General features: G+C 71.9%; 18 protein-coding genes and 3 pseudogenes. 10 read left to right on the top strand and 11 right to left on the bottom strand.

Annotation, left to right across the window (positions count from 1 at the left end; all coding sequences use genetic code 11):
* Positions 1-24 precede the first annotated feature (24 nt).
* Genes D0D28_RS11390 through D0D28_RS11380 form a run of 3 tightly spaced genes read right to left on the bottom strand, consistent with a single transcriptional unit; the run spans position 25 to position 3,382 of the window.
* Positions 25-1,542: an aldehyde dehydrogenase (NADP(+)) gene (locus D0D28_RS11390; RefSeq protein WP_116110550.1), complete on the bottom strand. Its 1,518-nt coding sequence runs from the start codon at positions 1,540-1,542 to the stop codon at positions 25-27.
* 21 nt (positions 1,543-1,563) lie between these two features.
* Positions 1,564-2,055, bottom strand: coding sequence for a flavin reductase family protein (locus D0D28_RS11385; protein ID WP_233156970.1), 492 nt, complete (start codon positions 2,053-2,055; stop codon positions 1,564-1,566).
* Positions 2,056-2,080: 25 nt separating this feature from the next.
* Positions 2,081-3,382, bottom strand: coding sequence for a flavin monoamine oxidase family protein (locus D0D28_RS11380; protein ID WP_116110549.1), 1,302 nt, complete (start codon positions 3,380-3,382; stop codon positions 2,081-2,083).
* Positions 3,383-3,593: 211 nt separating this feature from the next.
* Here D0D28_RS11380 and ribA point away from each other — a divergent pair, with 211 nt between their 5' ends.
* The 5 genes from ribA (at position 3,594) to D0D28_RS11355 (ending at position 9,231) form a co-directional block, all read left to right on the top strand.
* Positions 3,594-4,799: a GTP cyclohydrolase II gene (ribA, locus tag D0D28_RS11375; protein ID WP_116110548.1), complete on the top strand. Its 1,206-nt coding sequence runs from the start codon at positions 3,594-3,596 to the stop codon at positions 4,797-4,799.
* Between the two features lie 29 nt (positions 4,800-4,828).
* Positions 4,829-6,223: an LLM class flavin-dependent oxidoreductase gene (locus D0D28_RS11370; protein WP_094002608.1), complete on the top strand. Its 1,395-nt coding sequence runs from the start codon at positions 4,829-4,831 to the stop codon at positions 6,221-6,223.
* Entirely contained in the window at positions 6,223-7,005 is a 783-nt protein-coding gene (locus D0D28_RS11365) for a 2-keto-4-pentenoate hydratase (RefSeq protein WP_094002609.1), read from the top strand. The genes D0D28_RS11370 and D0D28_RS11365 overlap by 1 nt, the downstream gene beginning before the upstream one ends.
* Positions 7,006-7,031: 26 nt before the next feature.
* Positions 7,032-8,375, top strand: a complete 1,344-nt coding sequence (locus tag D0D28_RS11360) for an MFS transporter (protein ID WP_094002610.1) — start codon at positions 7,032-7,034, stop codon at positions 8,373-8,375.
* 67 nt (positions 8,376-8,442) lie between these two features.
* Complete coding sequence (locus D0D28_RS11355; RefSeq protein WP_094002611.1) at positions 8,443-9,231, top strand: IclR family transcriptional regulator; 789 nt, start codon at positions 8,443-8,445, stop codon at positions 9,229-9,231.
* A 24-nt stretch (positions 9,232-9,255) separates the two neighbouring features.
* Here the strand turns inward: D0D28_RS11355 and D0D28_RS11350 are convergent, their stop codons facing one another.
* The 8 genes and pseudogenes from D0D28_RS11350 to D0D28_RS11320 all read right to left on the bottom strand — a co-directional run bounded on the left by D0D28_RS11350 (position 9,256) and on the right by D0D28_RS11320 (position 15,300).
* Positions 9,256-9,888: an SMI1/KNR4 family protein gene (locus D0D28_RS11350; protein ID WP_094002612.1), complete on the bottom strand. Its 633-nt coding sequence runs from the start codon at positions 9,886-9,888 to the stop codon at positions 9,256-9,258.
* Between the two features lies 1 nt (position 9,889).
* Positions 9,890-11,104 carry a NucA/NucB deoxyribonuclease domain-containing protein gene (locus tag D0D28_RS11345; RefSeq protein ID WP_116110547.1) on the bottom strand — a complete coding sequence of 405 codons (1,215 nt, stop codon included), beginning with the start codon at positions 11,102-11,104 and terminating at the stop codon, positions 9,890-9,892.
* Between the two features lie 466 nt (positions 11,105-11,570).
* Positions 11,571-11,831, bottom strand: coding sequence for a sterol carrier protein domain-containing protein (locus D0D28_RS37615; protein ID WP_429728399.1), 261 nt, complete (start codon positions 11,829-11,831; stop codon positions 11,571-11,573).
* Between the two features lie 502 nt (positions 11,832-12,333).
* Positions 12,334-12,570 (bottom strand): annotated as a pseudogene (locus D0D28_RS37610) (GNAT family N-acetyltransferase); the annotation flags it as partial.
* A 23-nt stretch (positions 12,571-12,593) separates the two neighbouring features.
* Complete coding sequence (locus D0D28_RS37475; protein ID WP_346009481.1) at positions 12,594-12,950, bottom strand: IclR family transcriptional regulator domain-containing protein; 357 nt, start codon at positions 12,948-12,950, stop codon at positions 12,594-12,596.
* A 73-nt stretch (positions 12,951-13,023) separates the two neighbouring features.
* Positions 13,024-13,401 (bottom strand): annotated as a pseudogene (locus tag D0D28_RS37605) (helix-turn-helix domain-containing protein); the annotation flags it as partial.
* A gap of 207 nt (positions 13,402-13,608) precedes the next feature.
* Positions 13,609-14,691 (bottom strand): annotated as a pseudogene (locus tag D0D28_RS11325) (MFS transporter); the annotation flags it as partial.
* A 99-nt stretch (positions 14,692-14,790) separates the two neighbouring features.
* Entirely contained in the window at positions 14,791-15,300 is a 510-nt protein-coding gene (locus tag D0D28_RS11320) for a MarR family winged helix-turn-helix transcriptional regulator (protein ID WP_116110546.1), read from the bottom strand.
* 111 nt (positions 15,301-15,411) lie between these two features.
* Here D0D28_RS11320 and D0D28_RS11315 point away from each other — a divergent pair, with 111 nt between their 5' ends.
* From D0D28_RS11315 to D0D28_RS11295, 5 genes are all read left to right on the top strand, one after another.
* Entirely contained in the window at positions 15,412-15,921 is a 510-nt protein-coding gene (locus tag D0D28_RS11315) for a cupin domain-containing protein (RefSeq protein ID WP_094002616.1), read from the top strand.
* A gap of 11 nt (positions 15,922-15,932) precedes the next feature.
* Positions 15,933-16,487: a dihydrofolate reductase family protein gene (locus D0D28_RS11310; RefSeq protein WP_094002617.1), complete on the top strand. Its 555-nt coding sequence runs from the start codon at positions 15,933-15,935 to the stop codon at positions 16,485-16,487.
* A 21-nt stretch (positions 16,488-16,508) separates the two neighbouring features.
* Positions 16,509-16,853 (top strand): DUF1801 domain-containing protein, encoded by a 345-nt coding sequence (locus D0D28_RS11305; protein WP_094002618.1) that lies wholly within the window; start codon positions 16,509-16,511, stop codon positions 16,851-16,853.
* A gap of 225 nt (positions 16,854-17,078) precedes the next feature.
* Positions 17,079-19,178: an aldehyde dehydrogenase family protein gene (locus D0D28_RS36685; RefSeq protein WP_116110545.1), complete on the top strand. Its 2,100-nt coding sequence runs from the start codon at positions 17,079-17,081 to the stop codon at positions 19,176-19,178.
* The gene (locus D0D28_RS11295) at positions 19,102-19,698 is read left to right on the top strand and encodes a ClpP family protease (RefSeq protein ID WP_094002620.1); all 597 of its coding nucleotides are present in this window, start codon (positions 19,102-19,104) and stop codon (positions 19,696-19,698) included. The genes D0D28_RS36685 and D0D28_RS11295 overlap by 77 nt, the downstream gene beginning before the upstream one ends.
* Positions 19,699-19,950 lie beyond the last annotated feature (252 nt).

The following is a 19,950-nucleotide window of genomic DNA, read 5'->3' as shown; positions in this document are numbered from 1 at the left end:
CGGCCGCTGTGCCCCCCTCCGGGCTCACCGCCAGCGGCCGGAGTCGCCGGGCTCGTTGACGATGCGGGGCAGCCCCAGCGGGTTCGCGTCCCGCAGCGCGAGCGGAAGCAGTGCGTCCGGGGCGTTCTGGTAGGTCACCGGGCGCAGGAAACGCTCGATGGCCGCCGTGCCGACCGAGGTGTGCGACACGGCGGTGGTGGCGGGGTAGGGACCGCCGTGGTGCTGGGCCGGGGTGACCGCCACCCCGGTCGGCCATTCGTTGAACACCACGCGACCGCTGCATCGCGCCGCCACCTCGACCAGCGCGGCCAGGCGTGCCCGTTCCTCCCCGTCCGGACGGTTCGACGTCTGCACCGTGACCGTCAGGCTTCCCGCCACCGCGGCGAGGAGTCCGGGCAGGGCATCGTCCACTTCGTACTCCGCGATCACCGCGGAGGGGCCGAAGTTCTCGTCCAGGAGCACGTCGCGGTGCTCGTGCAGGTTCTGCACCGGCCCCGCGTGGAACAGGGCCGGGCTGACCGCGGGAATGCCGGACGGATCGGCGTGTTCCCGCCCGCTCGTCAGAACCTTGACACCGGCCACGTTCGCCAGTTCGCCGAGCCGCTCGTGGTACCGCCGCGCGATGCCGGTCGTGAGCATCCGGGCGGGCGGCACGCCGTCGGCGAGCTCGGCCACGCGCTCCGGCAGGCCGGTGCCCCGGGGGAGGAGGAGCACGCCCGGCTTGGTGCAGAACTGACCCGCGCCGAGGGTGAACGATCCGACGAAGCCCTCGGCGATCTGCTCGCCGCGCTCGCGTGCCGCTTCCGGGGTGACGATCGCGGGGTTGATGCTCCCGAGCTCGCCGAAGAACGGGATGGGCGAGGGCCGCGAGGCGGCGATGTCGAAAAGGGCCCGGCCACCCGCGACCGATCCGGTGAACGCGGCCGCGGCGACGCGCGGGTCCCGCAGCGCCCGCACGCCGGCGCCGCGGCCGGTGATCAGGTCGAAGGTGCCCTCCGGCGCCCCGGCACCGAGCAGTGCCGAGCGGACGAGGTCCGCGGTGAGCCGCGAGGTCGCGGGGTGGCCGGGGTGGGCCTTCAGGAGTACGGGGCAGCCTGCGGCGAGGGCGGAGGCGGTGTCTCCGCCGGCCACCGAGAAGGCGAACGGGAAGTTACTCGCGGCGAAGACGAGCGCCGGGCCGAGCGGGACCAGCCAGCGCCGCAGATCCGGCCGGGCGCCGAGGGCGTATCCGGGGTCGCTGCGGTCGATGACGATGCGGAGACAGGAGCCGTCGCGCAGCAGATCGGCGAACATGCGCAGCTGCACGGTGGTCCGCTTCACCTCACCGGTGAGGCGGGCCTCGGGGAGGCCGGTCTCCGTCACGGCGGCGGCGACGAGGTCTGCCGTGGCGGCGTCGAGTGCGTCGGCGACCGCGGAGAGCGCCTCGGCGCGCGGGCGCGGTGCCCACTGCCCCCACTCCGGTGCCGCCGTGGCCGCCGCGTCCAGACATCGGTCGACCTCCGCGGCCGGTGTCTCGTGCTCCGCACTGTCCACTGTGGTCATGCCAGCTTCCTTTCGATCGCTTCAGGAACGGATTTCGCCGAGACGCCCGCGGTGGAAGACGAGGGGGTCGCCGTCGCCCGCTTCCAGGTGGCGGACGCGGGCGATCACGATGACGTGGTCGCCGCCGTCGAGCTCGTGCCGGGTTTCGCAGTCGATCCAGGCGTGCGCCCCGGAGATGCGCGGGGTGCCGTGCGGGGATTCGTGCCAGTCCACCGCGCTGAACTTGTCCTCGCGTTTGCTGGACAGCGCCCGGCACACGTCCTCCTGCCCGGCGGCGAGGACGCTGGCGCTGAACCGGCCTGCCGGGCGGATCTTCGGCCAGCTGCTGGAGGTCAGCGCGACGCTGAAGCTGACCAGGGGCGGGTCCAGGGACAGGGACTGGAACGTGCCGACGACGAGGCCCGCGGGCTCCCCGGTCCGGCGGCGGCCGGCGACGACCACGACACCGGTGGGCAGGTGTCCCATCACGTCGCGGAAGTGCCGGGGTTCGATCGTCGAAGGTGAGGTGATCACGGGAGTTCCTCCAACCAGGTGGTGGTCAGCGTGCGCCGGTGAGGTGCGTGGCGAGTTCGCGTGCGGTCCGCAGCCCGCTTTCGATGGCGCCGTCGATGAAGCCGGCCCACAGGCCGGCGTGGTCGCTGCTGGCGAAGTGCAGGACGCCTTCCGGTTGCTGCTGGGCGTTCAGGTACCGGGTGACCTGGTACGGACGGTGCATCATCCACGTCTCCCGCGAATAGGGGTCGGACATCCAGTCGTGGCCGGTCGTGTCCAGGACGTCGAGGTCGTCGCGCCACACCCGCAGCGCCGCAGTCACCGCGTCGCAGTCGTCCGGCGAGATCCGGGCGGCGTCCGCGCCGAAGGCGACCAGGACGGCGTCGTCGTCCCCGAGGTATTCGGTGCGCACGACCGACAGGGGATGGGCGGCCGAGGAATAGGCGAAGAACGGCTCGATCGGCCCGCGCACGCGGATCCACACCTTGACGCCCTTCGATGCCGCCTTCTCCTTGCTCGCGGCGAGCTTCCCGGCGCACAACGGCGGGGAGACCTCCAGGTCGCCGAGGATGTTCTGGGGCAGCGTCACCACGACCCGCCGCGCGCGAATCCGCTCACCGGCGGCCGTGGTGAGCACCGCGCGGTCCGGCCCGTGATCGATCCGGCGCACTTCCGTGGAGGTGCGGATCTCGGCGCCGGCGTCGGCGGCGATCGCGTCGACCAGGGACCGGGTGCCGCCGGCGAGCCGGAAGACCGCCGACGCCTCGTGCATGAGGTGCCAGGATCCTGCGGTGGCGGCGGTCCAGCGCAGCGCGCTGGTGAAGGCGCCGTCGGCGAGGGGAGCGTTGAAGTGCCCGACCCACGCCGCCTCGTTGGCGTGGTACTCCTCGGCCGGCAGGGCGAGTTCGTCGAGCTTGTCCTGCACGCTGAACCCGTCGACCTCGGCCAGTGCCGGCTCGGCGAGCGGCTCGGCGGGGCGGGGGAGCCAGCGCATGGTGCCGGCCAGGAGGCGCCGCATGCCGGGGTCGATGAGCTGCATGAACTCCTCCAGCGTGCCGGTGCGGACCTCGTCGCCGGCCAGCCAGTACGCCTGCTCGGGGCGGGGACCGCGGGTCACCGCGAGGCCGTAGCGGGTCACCTCGGCCCACACGTGCGGCTGCACCCAGTGCAGCCAGGTGCCGCCCATCTCCAGGTCGCGGCCCAGCCGGTGGTCGGTCCACACGCGGCCGCCCAGCCGGTCGCGGGCTTCCAGCACGAGAACCCGGAGGCCCTTGGCGCTCAGCTCACGGGCGGCGACCAACCCGGCGATCCCGCCGCCGATCACGGCGACGTCGACTTCCTCAGGCACTGTGACACTCCGTCGTGGTCGGAATCCTGAACTAGATGTTCATAAAATGAACACGGCAGCATTGTGACTTCTCGTCCCGGGAACCGTCAAGAGCCGAGAAACGTCAAGCGTAGAAGCAATTTTTCCGCCGGAGGGTTGACGGGCGAGGATGACCCGTGTCACCTTGTTCGAACATAACGGTCAATATGTGAACACTACGCAGGAGTGGATCATGCCCTCGTCGAACGTCGCCGAAGCCCTCGCCACACTCGCCGCAGGCGGGAAGGTCCTCGTGGTCGATGACGAGGACCGGGAGAACGAGGGCGACCTGATCATGGCCGCCGAGCACGCGACCACCGGCGAGGTTGCGTTCTTCCTGGAGCACACCTCGGGTTTCCTGTGCGTCGCGATCGACGAGGACCGGGCGGACGCCCTCGGGCTGGACCTGATGGTCGCGGACAACACCGAGAGCCAGCGCACCGCGTTCCTGGTCAGCGTCGACTACCGGCACGGAACCACCACCGGGATCAGCGCGGAGGACCGGGCGAAGACGATCCGCGCCCTGGCCGATCCGGGCCTGCAGCCCGCCGACCTCGCCCGGCCTGGTCACGTCATGCCGTTGCTCGCCAAGCCCGGTGGGGTGCGGCAGCGGCGCGGGCACACCGAAGCGGGAGTGGAGCTGTGCCGGCGGGCCGGGCTGAGCGGAGCCGCCCTGCTGTGCGAGATCGTCACCCCGGACCGGCGGCGGATGATGCGCGGCCCGGAGCTGACCGAGTTCGCCGCGCGCCACGGCATTCCGATGATCTCCATCGAGGACCTGGTCCGCTGGCTGGACGGCGGCGATCCCGCGGTGCGCCGCACCGGGCAGGCCGCCATCCCCACCGACCTCGGCACCTTCCAGGTCCGCGCCTACCGGTCCGGCGACGTCGAGCACGTGGCGCTGACGATGGGCGACCTCGACGGCGGGGACGTGCTCGTCCGGCTGCACAGCGAATGCCTCACCGGTGACCTGCTCGGCTCGCTGCGCTGCGACTGCGGGGCGCAGCTGCACATGGCGCTGGAGGCGATCGCCACCGAGGGGCGCGGCGTCGTCGTCTACCTGCGCGGGCACGAAGGCCGGGGGATCGGGCTGGGGCACAAGCTCCGCGCCTACCAGCTGCAGCAGTACCAGGGACTGGACACGCTGGAAGCGAACGTCGCGCTCGGCTTCCCGGTCGACAGCCGCGACTACACCGCCGCCGCGTGGATCCTCGCCGACCTCGGCGTCTCCTCGGTCCGGCTGTTGACCAACAACCCGGACAAGTGCCGCGCGCTCACCGGCTGCGGCGTGACCATCAACGAGCGCCTCACCCTCGAAGCCCCGGCGAACGAGCACAACACGGCTTACCTCGCGGCCAAACGGCACCGCATGGGCCACCGGCTCGAACAGATCGCCTGATCTCACCACTCGGAAGAAGGAGCACGACGATGACGTCTCGGCGGATGCGCTTGTTCGCCTTCGATTTCCAGGGCCCCGCGCACCTCTCGGCGGGCCTGTGGCGCCACGAGCGGGATCGCAGCGCCGGCTACACGGACCTGCGCTACTGGACGGACTACGCGAAGCTGCTGGAGGAGGGCCGGTTCGACGGGATCTTCTTCGCGGACAACGTCGGATACCACGACGTGTACCAGGGCAGCGTCGCCGCCGCTCTCGCCGACGCCGCGCAGATCCCCGCCAACGACCCGTTCCTCGTGGTCTCGGCGATGGCGAGCGTCACCGAGCACCTCGGGTTCGGCCTGACCGGCTCGACCTCCTACGAGCACCCCTACGCGCTGGCGCGCCGGTTCACCACGCTGGACCACCTCACCCGCGGCCGCGTCGGGTGGAACCTGGTGACCTCCTACGCCGACAGCGCCGCCCGCAACCTGGGCACCGGACAGCAGGTCCCGCACGACGAGCGCTACGACATGGCCGCCGAGTACCTGGAGGTCTGTTACAAGCTGTGGGAGGCCTCGTGGCAGGACGACGCAGTCGTCCGCGACCGGGCCACCGGGGTCTATGCCGACCCCGCCCGCGTGCACGAGATCGGCCACCACGGCAAGTACTTCACCGTGCCCGGCATCGCGCTGTGCGAACCGTCGCCCCAGCGCACCCCGGTCATCTTCCAGGCCGGCGGCTCGTCCAAGGGACGGGCGCTCGCCGCGGCGCACGCGGAAGCGGTCTTCGTCAACGCCGTGTCGATGCCCGCCCTCACACGGCAGGTCGGCGCGGTGCGGGGCCTAGCCGCCGAAACCGGCCGGGATCCGGGCAGCGTCAAGGTGCTGCAGATGCTCAACGTCGTGGTCGCCCCCACCGACGAAGCCGCCCAGGAGAAGTACGAGTCCTACCGCCGCCTGGTGAGCTACTCCGGCGCGATGGCCCGCTACAGCGGCTGGACCGGCCTGGACATGGCCCAGTTCGACCCCGACGTGCCGCTGCGGCACGTCAAGACCAACGCCGGGCAGACCATGGTCGACCTCTTCTCCAAGATGGACCCGGACAAGGAGTGGACACCGCGCGACATCGCCGAGTTCATCGGCATCGGTGGCACCGGCCCCACCATCGTCGGGTCCCCGGCCACCGTGGCCGCCGAGCTGATCCGCTGGATGGACGAAACCGGCGTCGACGGGTTCAACCTCGGGCACGCCGTGAAACACGCCGACATCGCCGACTTCATCGAGCTCGTCGTCCCCGAACTGCAGCGCCGCGGTGCGATGTGGACCGAGTACGAAGGCAGCACCCTGCGGGAGAAGCTCTACGGGCCCGGTACCGTCCGGCTCCGCGACGACCACCCCGGGCACGCCTTCGCCCACCGGGCACGCACGCTGGAGCTGAGCCACTGATGCAGACCTCCGAACTCCGCGACGTCGCCATCGCCCTGCGCACCGCGCGGAACAACCGCGAAGCGATCCCGGCGCCGACGAAGACCTGGCCGGACCTCGACGCCGACAGCGCCTTCGCCGTCCAGCGCATGGGCGCCGAAGCCGCGGTCGCCGAAGGGGACCGCGTGGTGGGCTACAAGCTGGGCAACATCGCCAAGGCCATGCAGGACGCGTTCGGCCTCGATCAGCCCGACTACGGCCACCTGCTGGCGAGCACCTTCGCCTGCGAGGGCACCACGATCGACCGGAGCCGGTTCATCGCGCCGTTCGTGGAGCTGGAACCGGCGTTCGTCCTCAAGGGCCACCTGCGCGGGCCCAACGCCACCGTCGCCGAGGTCATCACCGCGGTCGATTACGTCCTGCCCGCGATCGAGATCATCGACTCCCGCGTCGAGAACTGGGCCATCGACCTGCCGGACACCCTGGCGGACAACGGATCCACCGGCGCGGTCGTCCTCGGCGGCACACCGCGGTGCCTGACCGACCTGACCTTGCGCGACACACCGGGCGTGCTGCACTTCGCCGGCCGCCCGGTCATGTCCGGGAACACGGGCAACATCCTGGGCAACCCGCTGGCCGCGACCGCCTGGCTGTGCAACCGGCTCGCCGCCTACGATGTCGCGTTCGCCCCGGGGGAGGTGATCCTCCCCGGAAGCTGTCTGGAAGCCGTGCCGATGCGCGAGGCCGGCCACTGGTCGGGCACCTTCGACGGCCTCGGAACCGTCGAGTTCGACGTCGCGTAACCCCCACCGCAAGGAAGTGATCAACGATGACCACGACCCACAACCCCGGTGACGTCGGGGAAACCGAGAAGACCCGGACCGCCAAACGACGCTTCCTCGCCAAGCTGACCGCAGCCACGGTCGGCGGCATGTTCATCGACGGCTACATCCTGGGCATCGTCGGCAACGCCATCGGCGCGGTCAACGACGAGCTCGGTATGTCGCTGTTCATGGAGGGCCTCACCGGCGCGGCCGCCCTGATCGGCATCTTCTTCGGCGGGCCGCTCGGCGGGTGGCTCGCCGACAAGCTCGGGCGCAAGCCCATGTTCACCCTGGACCTGGCCCTGTTCATCATCGGCTCGGTGCTGCAGTTCTTCGTCGACTCGGCCTGGCAGCTGTTCTTCGTGCGGCTGCTGATGGGCGTCGCGATCGGCGCCGAGTACTCGGTGGGCTGGCCGCTGCTCGCGGAGTTCGCGCCCGCCCGCTTGCGGGGCAGGCTGATGTCGCTGTCCGAGGTGTTCTGGTACGTCGGGTTCATGCTGGCCTCCGCCGTGGCCTACGTCCTGGTCGCGGTGTTCTCCGTGGACTGGCGGATCGTGCTGGGCACCAGCACCGTGCCCGCCGTGATCCTGTTCGTGGTCCGGTTCGGGCTGCCCGAATCGCCCCGCTGGCTGATGAACCAGGGCCGTGTGGAGGAGGCCCACCGGATCGCGCACACCTACCTGGAGGAGCCGGAGGACGCGCTCGACCCGGGTGACGGGCGGCCCCGCCGCGGTGCGCTCGGGATGCTGTTCTCCCGCGACTACTGGCGCGCGACGACCTTCATCTCGGTGTTCTGGTTCTGCGCCGTCGCGCCGTACTTCGCCATCGCGACCTTCGCCGCCAGCGTGCTGGCCGACTACGGTCTCGGCGACGGGCTGGTCGGCGCACTCGGCGTCAACGGGCTCGCCCTGCTCGGCGTCTTGGTCTCCCTGCTGCTGATCGACCGGATCGGGCGGCGCAAGCTCACGATCCCGCAGCAGTGGGTGGCCGCCGTGGTCCTGGTGGTCATCGGGTCGTGGCCCGGGGCGCCGGCCGGTGTGGTGCTGGTCTGCTTCCTGGTTTTCGCCTTCGCCAACGCCATGTGCACGGCGCTGACCGGCGTCTACCCGGGCGAGATCTTCCCCACCGAGATCCGCGGTGTCGGCACCGGGTTCGCGACCGCGTTCAGCCGGATCGGCGCCGGCGTCGGCACGTTCCTGCTCCCGTGGTCGATGCACAACCTGGGGGCCGGGCCGACCATGCTCATCGCGGCCGGGGTCTGCGTCGTCGGCGCGGTGGTCTCCCAGGTCCTCGCGCCGGAGACGATGGGCAGGCCGTTGAGCGAGACCTCGGCGCCGCACCGCCCGTAACCTCGTCCGCGCGCGTTCGTATACTGAACACCCTGGGTGTTCTCTGAACGCGTGACGAGGAGGGGCGATGGGGGACGAGCAGACGGAGCTGACCAACAAGTCGGTCGCGAAGGCGGTGCGCCTGCTGCGCGAACTGGCGGCTCAACCGCGCACCGGTGCCACCGCCACCGTGCTCGCGAAAGCCGCCGGCCTGAGCAGGCCCACCGCGTTCCGTCTGCTGCTCAGCCTGGAGCAGGAGGGGCTCGTCGACCGGATCGACAACAACTACATCCTCGGCTGGGAGCTGGCCCGGCTCGGCCGCCGCGCCGACCCGCACGCCGGCCTGGTGGCGCGGGCCCAGCCGTTGCTGCAGGAGCTGGCGGACAAGTTCAACGAGTCGGTGACCCTGTCGGTGCCGAACGCCGAGGGCGGGCTGGACCTGGTGGCGGAGGCCGCCGGCTCGCACGTGCTGGGTGTCCTCGGCCGCAACATGATCGGGCAGCGTTATCCGCTGCACGCCAGCTCGACCGGCAAGGTGCTGCTGGCCGAGCAGCCACCCGAGCGTTTGCCGGCGCTGCTGCCGGAGAAGCTCGAGGCCTACACGCCGCACACCATCACCGACCGGGCGGTCCTGTTGCGGGAGCTGGAACAGGTCCGCGAACAGGGCTTCGCCATCATCGACAACGAGCTGGAACCCGAGCTGCTGTCGTTGTCCCGCCCCATCCGCGACGCGAGCGGAACCCTGGTGGCGATCCTGACGCTGAACGGCCCGCGCACCCGGTTCGGCCGCGCGCAGATCCCCGAGGCGCTGAACCAGATGCAGAACACGATCGACCGGCTGAGCGAGGCCTTCTGGCACGATCCGGCGGCCGGCTGACCGGCACGGCACGGGTGGACGGTGTCAGCCGGAGCTCAGGCGGACCGGGGTCCCGTCGGGCACGTCATGCAGCTGCCGCGCGATCGGTCCGCGGATGCGCATGCAGGTGACCGCGTCCTTGGCGACGAGGTTGTCGTCGTCGTACTCGCCGCCGAGTACGAAGAACCGCAGCGGGATCAGCCGTTCGTCGTAGTCGAGGGCGCCGTGGACGCGCTGCCAGCGGGTGGCGAAGGCGCGCGCGGCGTGTGCGTCGGCGTCGGAGGCGAGCCATTCGGTCCAGCCGGACAGGGTGTCGCTGAGGAACTCGCGGTGCCCGGTCTCCGGGTCGAAGGTGACGACCCGGGCGTTGTCCTCGATCGCGAACTGCACTCCGAAGAGGTCCTGGCCGAAGCACAGCAGGCCGTCGGCGAGGCCGGAGTAGGTGTCCTTCCACGTTTCCGGTGCGTTCCACCGGATCAGCTCCGGGCCGAGCCCCTCCGGGCCGACGCGGAAGACCTGAGCACCGGCGTTGGCGAGCGTGAACCCGTTGACCCGGCTCAGCAGGTCCGCGAGTTCGCCCACCGGCCCGTGGGCGGCGCCGAGGTCGGCGCGCACCGCGGCGCCGAGGGGGTGGCGGCCGGCCCGGAGCAGCTCGTCGAAGGCGGGATGGGTGCGCATGTCAGTCGGTCTCCCTGATCACGAAGGTGTCGCCGGGGTCGAGGTTCTTCGTCTGGCCTCCCATGGTGGCACCGGCGGAGCGGTTGTCGCGGGACGGGATGAGCTTGACGCTCGGGTCCCAGTCGTCGTGACGCCTGCCGCCCTCCACGCTCATGGCGGGCGGGAACTCGTCCCGGTCATGACCCGGCAGTCCGACGTCCCGGCCGTACGGGATACCCTGCATCGCCTCGTCCCGGCGGGCTTCCTTTTCGGCGGCGTTCTTGTCGACCGTGAGCACCTCCGGGGTGGACCGGCTCATCACGTAGGTGTCGCCGGACCAGATCTGGCCCCGCTGCGACTCCCGGATGTGTTGCAGGCTGTCCTTGTGCCGGTCCCGGTCCAGGTACACCTCGACCGGCGATTTCTTGCCGTCCAGGGCCTGGGCGGTGTGGTGCAGCTCGTTGCGCGCCTGCGAGCTCGCGTTGAGCACGGCGTCGCCCGCGTGGTTGCCCAGGAAATCCACGGTGTCCGGGGTGAGCGCTTTGCCGACTGCTTCCAGCTGGTCGTTGCCGGTCACGCTGGCGAGCCATTCCGAGGCGGCGTCCACGGCGCGGGCCGCGGTCTCGACACCGGTCTCGGCGACATCGTCCAGTGTCCGTCCGGCCAAGCTCGCGAGGTTGCCGAGCGCGCGAAGGTTTTCCGCCTCCGGCACGTCACCCTTGCTCCCGGTCGAGCCCGGCGCGCCGGGCGTCTTCGGCGTCTTGCCCGGATTCGCGACCTCGGCGCCCCTCAGGTCGTCGCCCATCGTCTTGATGTTCGCCGCCGCCACGGCGTACCTGTTCTGGTTCTGCTCGGCGGTCGTGGCGACGAGGTTGCGGGTGACGACTTCGCTTTCCTCCGGGGACAGCAGGGTTTTGCCGAGCTGGTCGTCGGCGTCGGCGCGGGCGGTGTTGGCCGCCGTGTCCTGCCGGGCGCTGGAGATCTCGTTGCCGCTCGCCGTGGCGAACCGGGTGAGGGCCCGGGCGTCGTCGCCCGCCGCCTGCGCGTCCGCGGCCGACGTCCGGGCGCGTTCCCGCGCCGCCTCGGCCGGCTCGCCACGCCACTCCTGGCCGGTGTGGCCGGCGAACCGGTGCGCTTCGTCCCGCGCGGGCTGGGTGTCCTCACCGGCCCGGCTCCACGCCTCGCCGGCCTCGTGGATTCCGTCCGGCCGGGCAGGGGTCGGTGCGAGTGACTCCACTTCCCGCGTGAAGTCACTCTGCGCCGGCTCCGTCGTGCTCGGATCGCGCCGGCCGTCGGTGGCCTCCCGCTCCGCTGTCCGTCCGGAGTCCTCCTGCTGCCGCGCTTCCGGGCCCGCACCATCGGGGAATCGGTCCGATGTGGACCGTTCGTCGGCGGGGGCCTCCCCTTGCGTTTCACCCGCGCGGTTCTCACCGGACGGCTGCTCCCCGGACGGTGAGCCCTTCGCGGGCTGGTCCGCGGACGGAGCCGGATCCGATGACGCTGGTGCCGCGGGCGCGGCTCCACCGGAGTCCGCCGGGGGAGCGCCGCCGCTTCCTGGTGACCCGGCCATTCCCGACCACCTCGCTGCCGCTCGTCCGTGGTGAGCAGTCTCGGGGGTGGTGGTCCTGCCGCGGTGGCCCGTGACCTGTTCCGGTCACCCCGGACGGAGCGCGCTCACCTGCGCATCGGAACGTGCTGCCCGCTCAGGAGGCCGCGGGGTGGAACGGCTCGTGCTCGCCGCGGAACGCGGCCGAAGTCCGGGCCAGTGCGCCCGCCCGTAGCTCGGTCACCCGGCTCGTCTCGGCGAGCGTCGCCAGAGACGGGCCGCCCAGGTAGGCCGCGCCGAGGTCGGTCGCGCGCACGCACAACTCGGCCGGGGCCGTGGTCCGCGAGCACGTCACCCGGGCGCCGTCCGCGGTCAGCCGGTACCGGCCGGAGTTCCACGGGCAGAACGAGTCGCACACGGACAGCACCACGTTCAGCGGCGTGGCGTACCGGCGCACGGCCAGTGCGCGCTCCACGTCGACCAGCCGCACCCACAGGTTGTCCACCGGCGCGAGCTGCCCGCGCGGCAGCGGTGAATCCACCGGCACCAGCGCCGACACCCGGCGAGGGCCCGCCAGCAGGAACCGCCACAGCGCCGCGTGAGCCTGGTCCGTCGTCGCGACCACCCTCGGCGACCCGCAGCGCGCCCGCGTCGCCCCTGCGGTAGAGCGCGTAGCCGGTCACCTCGCCCTCCGGCGAGTCGTGCACCGCGGCCGACGTGAGCAGCGTGTCCCAGAACCGCGGCGGCCGCGAAGTCCAGCCCACCGACCTCGGCCGCACCGCGTCGTACACCGGTTCGAGCAACGCCCCTGCCGACGATCCGTCCAGCAGCCGGATCCGGCCCGCCCCCAGGTCCGCGTCCGGCCGGAGCACGCCGCGCGCGTGCAGCCGCACCGCTCGCGCCGCTGGCCCGAACCCGAACCGCGCGCAGCTCCCAGCGCCCGACGCGATCGTCTCGCCCGACTCGTACAACTCGGTCAGCTGCCGTCCCAGCAACTCCGCCAGCAGCCAGTCCTGCGCGGGGGAGACCGCCACCACCTCGGCGACCGGCACCACCGCCCCGGGCACCGTCAGCTCCCGCGACACGACTGTCACACCGCCGACGATCTCGCCCTCGTCCACCGCCACGATCGTGCGGCCGCGCTCGGCCGTGCCCCGCAGCCTGTGCTGCGCGGGCTCCGTCAGCGGCCGGAAGTGCACACAGCCGGTGTAACCCGGCGGGCCGGTCGCGCGCCAGAGGATTCCGCCATCACCCGCGCGGGTCCCGCCAGCCGCTGCGACAACGACCGCGACGTGGCCGACAGCAGGCGCGCCAGCTCGCGCGGCCGCGCCCCGGCCACCCGCACCACCGCGCTGATCGCCGCGGCGACCCGGCCGGACGGGTCCCGCACGGGTGCGGCCACCACCAGCTCGTCCGGCGTGATCGTGCGCCGCGCGACGGCCACCCCAGACCGGCGGATGAACGCCAGCTGCCGCCGCAGCTCCCCGGGATCGGTGATCGTGTACCGCGTGTACCGCGCCAGCGGCGACCGCAGCACCTTCGGCCTGGAACGCGGGCTCGGCGTGGGCCAGCAGCACCAGCCCGGTGCCGGTGGCGTGCATCGGCCACCGGTCGCCCACCCGGCTGTTGGTCGCGGCGGCCCGCGCCCGCAGGGTCTCCACGTAGACCACCTCGCGCCCGTCCCGCACGGCCAGGTGCACGTTCCCGCGAGTCAGGGAGTGCAGGTCGTCCAGGAACGGGAACGCCGCTTCCCGCAGTTGCAGCTCGCGCGGGGCCAGCGCGGCCAGTTCCAGCAACCGCAGTCCCACCGAGTACCGGCCCGCCGGGTCCCGTTCCAGACCGCCCCACGACACCAGCTCGCCCGCCAGCCGGTGTGCCGTCGGCAAGGTCAGCCCGGCCCGGCGCTGGACGCCGCCCAGCGACAGCGACCGGTGCCGCGGCCCGAACGCGGACAGCACGGCCAGCACCCGGCCCGCCGCGGTGGTCATCTCGCGCTCCCGACCGGCGCGGGCGCCGCGACGCGGCCCGGCACCGGCAGCACCAGCACCGCCACCAGGCTCACCGCGCACAACAGTCCCAGGTAGAGCGCGATCGGCGGCGGGGAGTGGTAGGCGCCGTAGAGGCCCGTCGCGGCCGGGTGTCACCGCGCCGCCCACCAGGCCGCCCATCTGGTAGGCGATCGACGCGCCGCTGAACCGCATCCGCACCGGGAAGATCTCGGTGAACAACGCGCCCTGCGCCCCGGCCATGATCGCCTGCACGATCCCGGCGACCAGGAACGACAGCAGCGCCGCGCCCACGCTGCCGGTGTCGACGAGCAGGAACAACGGGAACGCCCACGCGACCGCCGCGGCCGCGCCCCAGCGCGTACACCCGTTTGCTGCCCCACCGGTCCGCGCACCGCGCCGCCACGTAGATCCGGCGATCCACGGCACCGTGGAGGCGAGGATCAGCGTCAGCAGCGTGCTGCGCCCGAACCCGGCGGCCTGGGTGCCGTAGCTGAGCATGTGGACCATCACCGTGTAGCCCACCGCGGGCGGCGCGATCGCGGCGAGGCTCGCCAGCACCAGCGTCCCCGGGCGCTCGCGGATCAGCGTCGCCGCCGGCACCCGGCTGACCTGCCGCTGCTGGCGGACCCTCTGGAACTCGGGGCTCTCGGTGAGCGTGCGCCGCACCAGCATCCCGACTACCAGCAGCGCGACGCTGACCAGGAACGGGATCCGCCAGCCCCAGGTGGCGAACCCGTCCCCGGTGGTCTCCACCACCAGCAGGAACACCAGGTTCGAGGCCAGCACCCCGATCGGCACGCCGAACTGCGCGAAGCTGCCGTACACCGCGCGCTGCCGCGGCGTGGCGTGCTCGGTGGCGACCAGCACCGCGCCACCCCACTCGCCGCCGACGCCGAACCCCTGCACCAGCCGCAGGAACACCAGCAGGATCGGCGCCGCGACCCCGATCGCGGCGTAGGTCGGCGGCAGGCCGATCAGGAACGTGGCGAGCCCGGCCAGCATGAGCGTCAGCACCAGCATCGACTTGCGCCCGATCCGGTCGCCGAAGTGCCTGATCACTGCACCGCCGAGCGGCCGCGCGATGAACCCCACCGCGAACGTGCCGAACGCGGCGAGCGTCCCGGCCAGCGGGGAGAACGACGGGAAGAACAGCGATCCGAACACCAGAGCCGAGGCGCTGCCGAAGACGTAGGAGTCGTACCACTCGATCGACGTCCCGACGCAACTGGCCAGCAGGATCGAGGCCCTGGTGGGTGGAGTGCCTGCCACGGGAGCACCCACCTTCGACGTCGGAACCGGGTGCCTCCAGTAAAGGAGCACCGCCCGCGCGCGTCGTCGGCCTGTTGCCGCGCCCGGGGAGTGCCGGCCTCAGAGTTCGAGAGCGCGCAGCAGGATTCGCAGGAGCCCGTCGAGGGTGCCGAGCTGCTCCTGGTCCAGCGCCGACAGCAGCCGGGTGACGTTGGCGGTGTGTGCCGTCATCGCGTCGTCCACGGTGGCGTAGCCCTGGTCGGTGAGCCGGACGCGGAAGCTGCGGCGGTCCGCGGGGTCGAGGGTGCGCTCGACGAGCCCGGCCGCCTCCAGCCGGTCCAGCCGGTTGGTCATGCCCGCGCGGGTCAGCATCAGGGTCGCGGACAACTGCGACGGCGTCAGCGTGTACGGAGCGCCGGAGCGCCGGAGCGCCGCGAGGACGTCGAACTCGCCCCTCTGCAGCCCGAACGAGGTGAAGACCGTCTCCTGCGCCGGGCCCAGCAGGAGCCCCACGCGGCCCAGCCGCCCGGCGACGGCGATGGCGTCGAGGTCCAGGTCCGGTCGTTCCCGCTGCCACGCCTCGACCGCCGCGTCGACGGCGTCGGCCGGCTGTTCGTTCGTCTCACTCACGGCTCCCAGTCTATTCGATGACGAGACTATCCGACGCCGTCCTATTCGACGCCGTGCTATTTGGCGCGAGATAGTTTGACAGCTTACTATCAGCCGTGTGACTATAAGGCCATGAGCACACCACCACTGACCGACCAGGAGGCTCCGCCACTCCTGGTACGGCGAGACGAGGCGGAAGTCCTGGGCGCGGGGCCGGCCACGGTCTCGCTGCTTGCCGACGTGCCCTCGACCGCAGGGTTCCTGAGCGCCACGCGCACGACGCTGGACGAGGGACAGGACGGGGCCGCGCCCCACTACCACCGCACCTCGGCGGAGACGTTCTTCGTCCTCGGCGGTGTCCTGGAGGTCCTGGTCGGCGAGGAGATCGTCACGGCGCGGGAAGGCGACCTGCTGTTCGTGCCGCCGGGCACCGTCCACGCGTTCGGCGCGGCCCCGGGATCCGGCGCCGACCTGCTGATCGTGTTCACCCCCGGTGTCGAGCGGTTCGGGTACTTCCGGCTCCTCGACCGGGTCCGCCGGGGCGACGCCGAACCGGCGCACGTCCTCGATGCGCAGGACCGCTACGACAACCACTTCGTGGACAGCACCGTCTGGCGGGACTTCCGCCGGGCCGACCGATGAGGAGACAACCCGTGCGCAAGGTCATCAACTCCACCTACGCCACCCTCGACGGCTTCATCGACAACCCGCACGAGTGGTCCCTGCAGTACTCCAACGAGGAAGCGCAGGCCTACGCCTTCACGATGACCACCGCCGCCGACGCGCTACTGCTGGGCCGCGTCACCTACGAAGGCATGGCGCAAGCGTGGCCGCAGATGGGCGGAAACCCCTACGCCGACCACGTCAACGGCATCACCAAGTACGTCGTCGCGTCGCAGCCGGTCGACACGTCGGCCTGGAACCCGACCGTCGTCATCCCCGGTGACGACGTCGTCTCCCGCGTCGCGGCGCTGAAGGAGCAGGACGGCGCCGACATCCTGATCTGGGGCGCCGGCCGGCTCACCGACACGCTCGCGGCGGCCGGCCTTCTCGACGAGTACCGGATCTGGGTGTGCCCGGTCATCAAGGGCCAGGGCGAGCCGCTGTTCCGCGAGGACAGCGCCATGAGCCTCGACCTGCTCGGCACGACGACGTTCACCACCGGCGCCGTCGTCCACACCTACCGGCCCGCCACGGCCACGTCCTGAACCGCACCGGAGGAGAAGATCGTGAACGACGAAGTCACCGGCTACATCGCGAAGACGCTGCCCTGGCAGGCCGAGATCTGCACCAAGCTGCGCGAGATGGTGCACGCCACCATCCCGGACGCCGGGGAACAGCTGCAGTACGGCAAACCGCACTTCCTCAAGAACGGCAAGCACGCCGCGGTGATCCACGTGGCGCGGAACAAGGTGTCGTTCATGGTGTTCGAGGCCGGCGACGTCGAACCCGTCAAGGGCGTGCTGAGATCCCTGGGCAACGGCGACCGCAAGGCCGCCGACTTCACCGAGGGGCAGGACGTCGACTACGACCTGCTCGCCGGCGTCCTCGCCCGGACCAGCGGCAAGCTCTGACCCGGCCCGGGCCGCCCCACGGCGGGCGGCCCGGGAACCCTTTCCGCGTCACGAAAGACGCCTCGCTCCGCTCTTCCGCGGCCTGGCATCCTCGGGTGGACCAACAGCGAGGAGCGGTTATGACGACTGTTCTGCCGGGCCCCGGGCCCCGGGGCCCTGGTCACGGAGAACACCCACCTCGTCGGCGGCGACTGGGTTCCCGCGGCCGGCGGGGACAGCATCGACGTGCTCGACCCGTCCACCGGGGATGTCCTCGCCCGGGTCCCGCGCGGCGGACCCGCCGACGCCGACGCCGCCGTGACCGCTGCGGCGGAAGCCTTCCCGGCCTGGCGCGACACCCCGGCCACCGAGCGCGCCGCGCTGATCCTGCGCTGGGTGCGGCTGATCGAGCAGCACGAAACCGAGATCGACCGGCTCGAATCACGCGAGGTGGGCCGCCCGCACTGGGGACCGCCGCCGCTGGCGCGCATCCTCACCTTCATCGCCGGCCAGGCCGACAAGGTCCAGGGTGTGTCGCTGCCCGCCGGTCCCGGTGTGCTCGGCCTGACCCTGCGCGAGCCCTACGGCGTGGTCGGCAGCATCATCCCGTGGAACGCGCCCGGCCCGATGTTCGTCAACGACGCCGGCGCCGCCATCGCCGCGGGCAACACCATCGTCGTCAAACCGGCCGAGGACGCGCCGCTCACCCCGCTCGCGCTGGCCCGGCTCGCGCTCGAGGCGGGCATCCCGCCGGGCGTGATCAACGTCGTCACCGGGTACGGCGGCGAAGCCGGCGCGGCCCTGCCCGTGCACCCCGGCATCCGGCGGACGAGCTTCGCCGGCTCCCCGGAAACCGGCTCGCTCGTCATGGCCGCCTGCGCGCGCAACCTCGTGCCGCTGCACCTGGAACTCGGCGGCAAGTCCCCGCAGATCGTCTTCGCCGACGCCGACCTGGACACCGCCATCCCGGCGATCGCGATGGGTATCACGCTCATCAACGCCAAGCAGCACGCCCGCGTTCTCGACTACGTGCGCGTGGGCCGGGAGGAGGGCGCCGAACTGGTCCTCGGCGGCGGCGTCCCGGACGGGTTCGACCGCGGGTTCTTTGTCGAGCCCACGCTGTTCGACCACGTCGCCCCGGACATGCGCATCGCGCAGGAGGAGATCTTCGGCCCGGCGCTGTCGGTCATCCCCGTCGAGTCCGAAGAGGACGCTCTGGAGGTGGCCAACGGCACCGGCTACGGCCTGGTCGCCTCCGTCTGGACGCGGGACCTCGGCCGCGCCGTGCGGATGTCGAAGGGACTGCAGGCCGGGCAGGTCGCGGTCAACGCCGCACTCGGCGCCGGGGTCACCGGCCGCTCCGACCACCTCCTCGGCGTCGACCCCGCCGACGCCGGCTACCGGCCCACCGACTGCTGGACCACCCTCGGCGGCCTGGCCCGCGACACCCGCCGGGTGCGGCTCGGCGCGGTGGTCGGCGCCGCCACGTTCCGGCAGCCCGGCATCCTCGCCACCATCGTCGCCGGCGTCGACGAGATGAGCGGCGGCCGCGTCGAACTCGGCCTGGGCACCGGCTGGTACGAGCGGGACGATGGAGTTCGGCGACACGGCCACCGGGTGCCGGGTCCGCATGCGGATGCCGTGCCCGCGGTGATCGGGGTGCTGGTGTCCGACGACCACGCCGTGGTGCGGCGGGGGATCGCGGCCTACCTGGAAAGCACCGAGGGCATAGAGGTGGTCGGCGAGGCCGTCGACGGGGACCGGGCGCTGGCCGAGCTGGCGCGGCTGGCCGCGCTGGGGTCGCTGCCGCCGGTGGTGCTGATGGATGTGCTGATGCCCGAGCTGAACGGCATCACCGCCTTGAAGGCGATCACGGCGAAGTACCCGGGCGTGCGGGTGGTGGTGCTGACGAGCTTCGGGGAGACCGAGCGGGTGCACGCGGCGCTGCAGGCGGGGGCGGCCGGGTTGACGCGGCAGCTGGTGTCGCCGCCGATGGGCCTGGCGGCGCTCACCGCGCGGGAACGCACGATCCTGGCGCTGGTCGGGCGCGGGTTGTCCAACCGGCAGATCGCGACGAAGCTGTCGATCAGCGAGCGCACGCCGCGCACGCACGTGAGCCACGTGCTGACGAAGCTCCAGCTGCCGTCGCGGACGCAGGCGGCGTTGTTCGCGAGGGTTGATCGACGCGGGTTGATCGCTGGTGGCGAAACCGTCATGCTCACGGCGAACACGGGTGTTGTGCTTGCCTTGTCCCGCCTAGGTTCGGGGCATGACTCTACGAGTGCTCCCGTCGGCGAACGCGTCGGCCTCTTTGGACGATTCGGTGTACGGGCAGCTGTTGCGTGACCGGATCGTGTTCCTCGGCACGGAGGTGACTGACGCGGTCGCCAACCGGATCACCGCGCAGCTGTTGCTGCTGGCGGCCGAGGATCCGCACAAGGACATCACGTTCTACATCAACTCGCCGGGCGGTTCGGTCACCGCCGGAATGGCGATCTACGACACGATGCGACTGATCAAACCGGACGTTTCCACGTGGGGACTGGGGTTCGTGGCGTCGATGGGCCAGTTCCTGCTGTCCTCCGGGACGCCCGGAAAGCGCTATCTGCTGCCGAACACGCGGGTGGTGATGCACCAGCCGTCGGCCGGGATCGGCGGCGCGGCCACGGACATCGCGATCCAGGCGGAGGTGTTCGGGCGGATGAAGCGCCGCCTCGCGGAGATCACGGCGCGCCAGACGGGGCAGCCGGTGGAACGCATCACGGCCGACGCGGACCGCGACCGCTGGTTCGACGCCGACGAGGCGCTCGCCTACGGATTCGTGGACCACATCGTCGGCGCCGGTGAGGAGGCGGTGAGCGCCTAGGGACGAAGAGCTCGCCGGTCGGCGGCCGCCAGCACGCGGTCCGCCACGGCCGCGTTCCGTCCGGTGGGGTTGCGCGGCCTCCGCGGGCCTGAGGCGTGCAGGGTCACCCCGCTGCCGGGCCCCTGGCCCCCGCTGTGCACCTGGTGCCCCGCCGCGGCGCGCCCCCTCACCCCCTACCGGCCGGTAGGGTGGTCGCATGGGTGTCGCCGCCGAGGAACGTCGTCTGCTGAGCCTCCTGCTGGACGAGACCGG

The organism is Amycolatopsis ruanii (assembly GCF_003385175.1).
GTDB lineage: Bacteria > Actinomycetota > Actinomycetes > Mycobacteriales > Pseudonocardiaceae > Amycolatopsis_E > Amycolatopsis_E thermalba.
The sequence above is the reverse complement of the archived record's forward strand: the minus strand, read 5'-3'. Positions and strand labels throughout refer to the sequence as shown.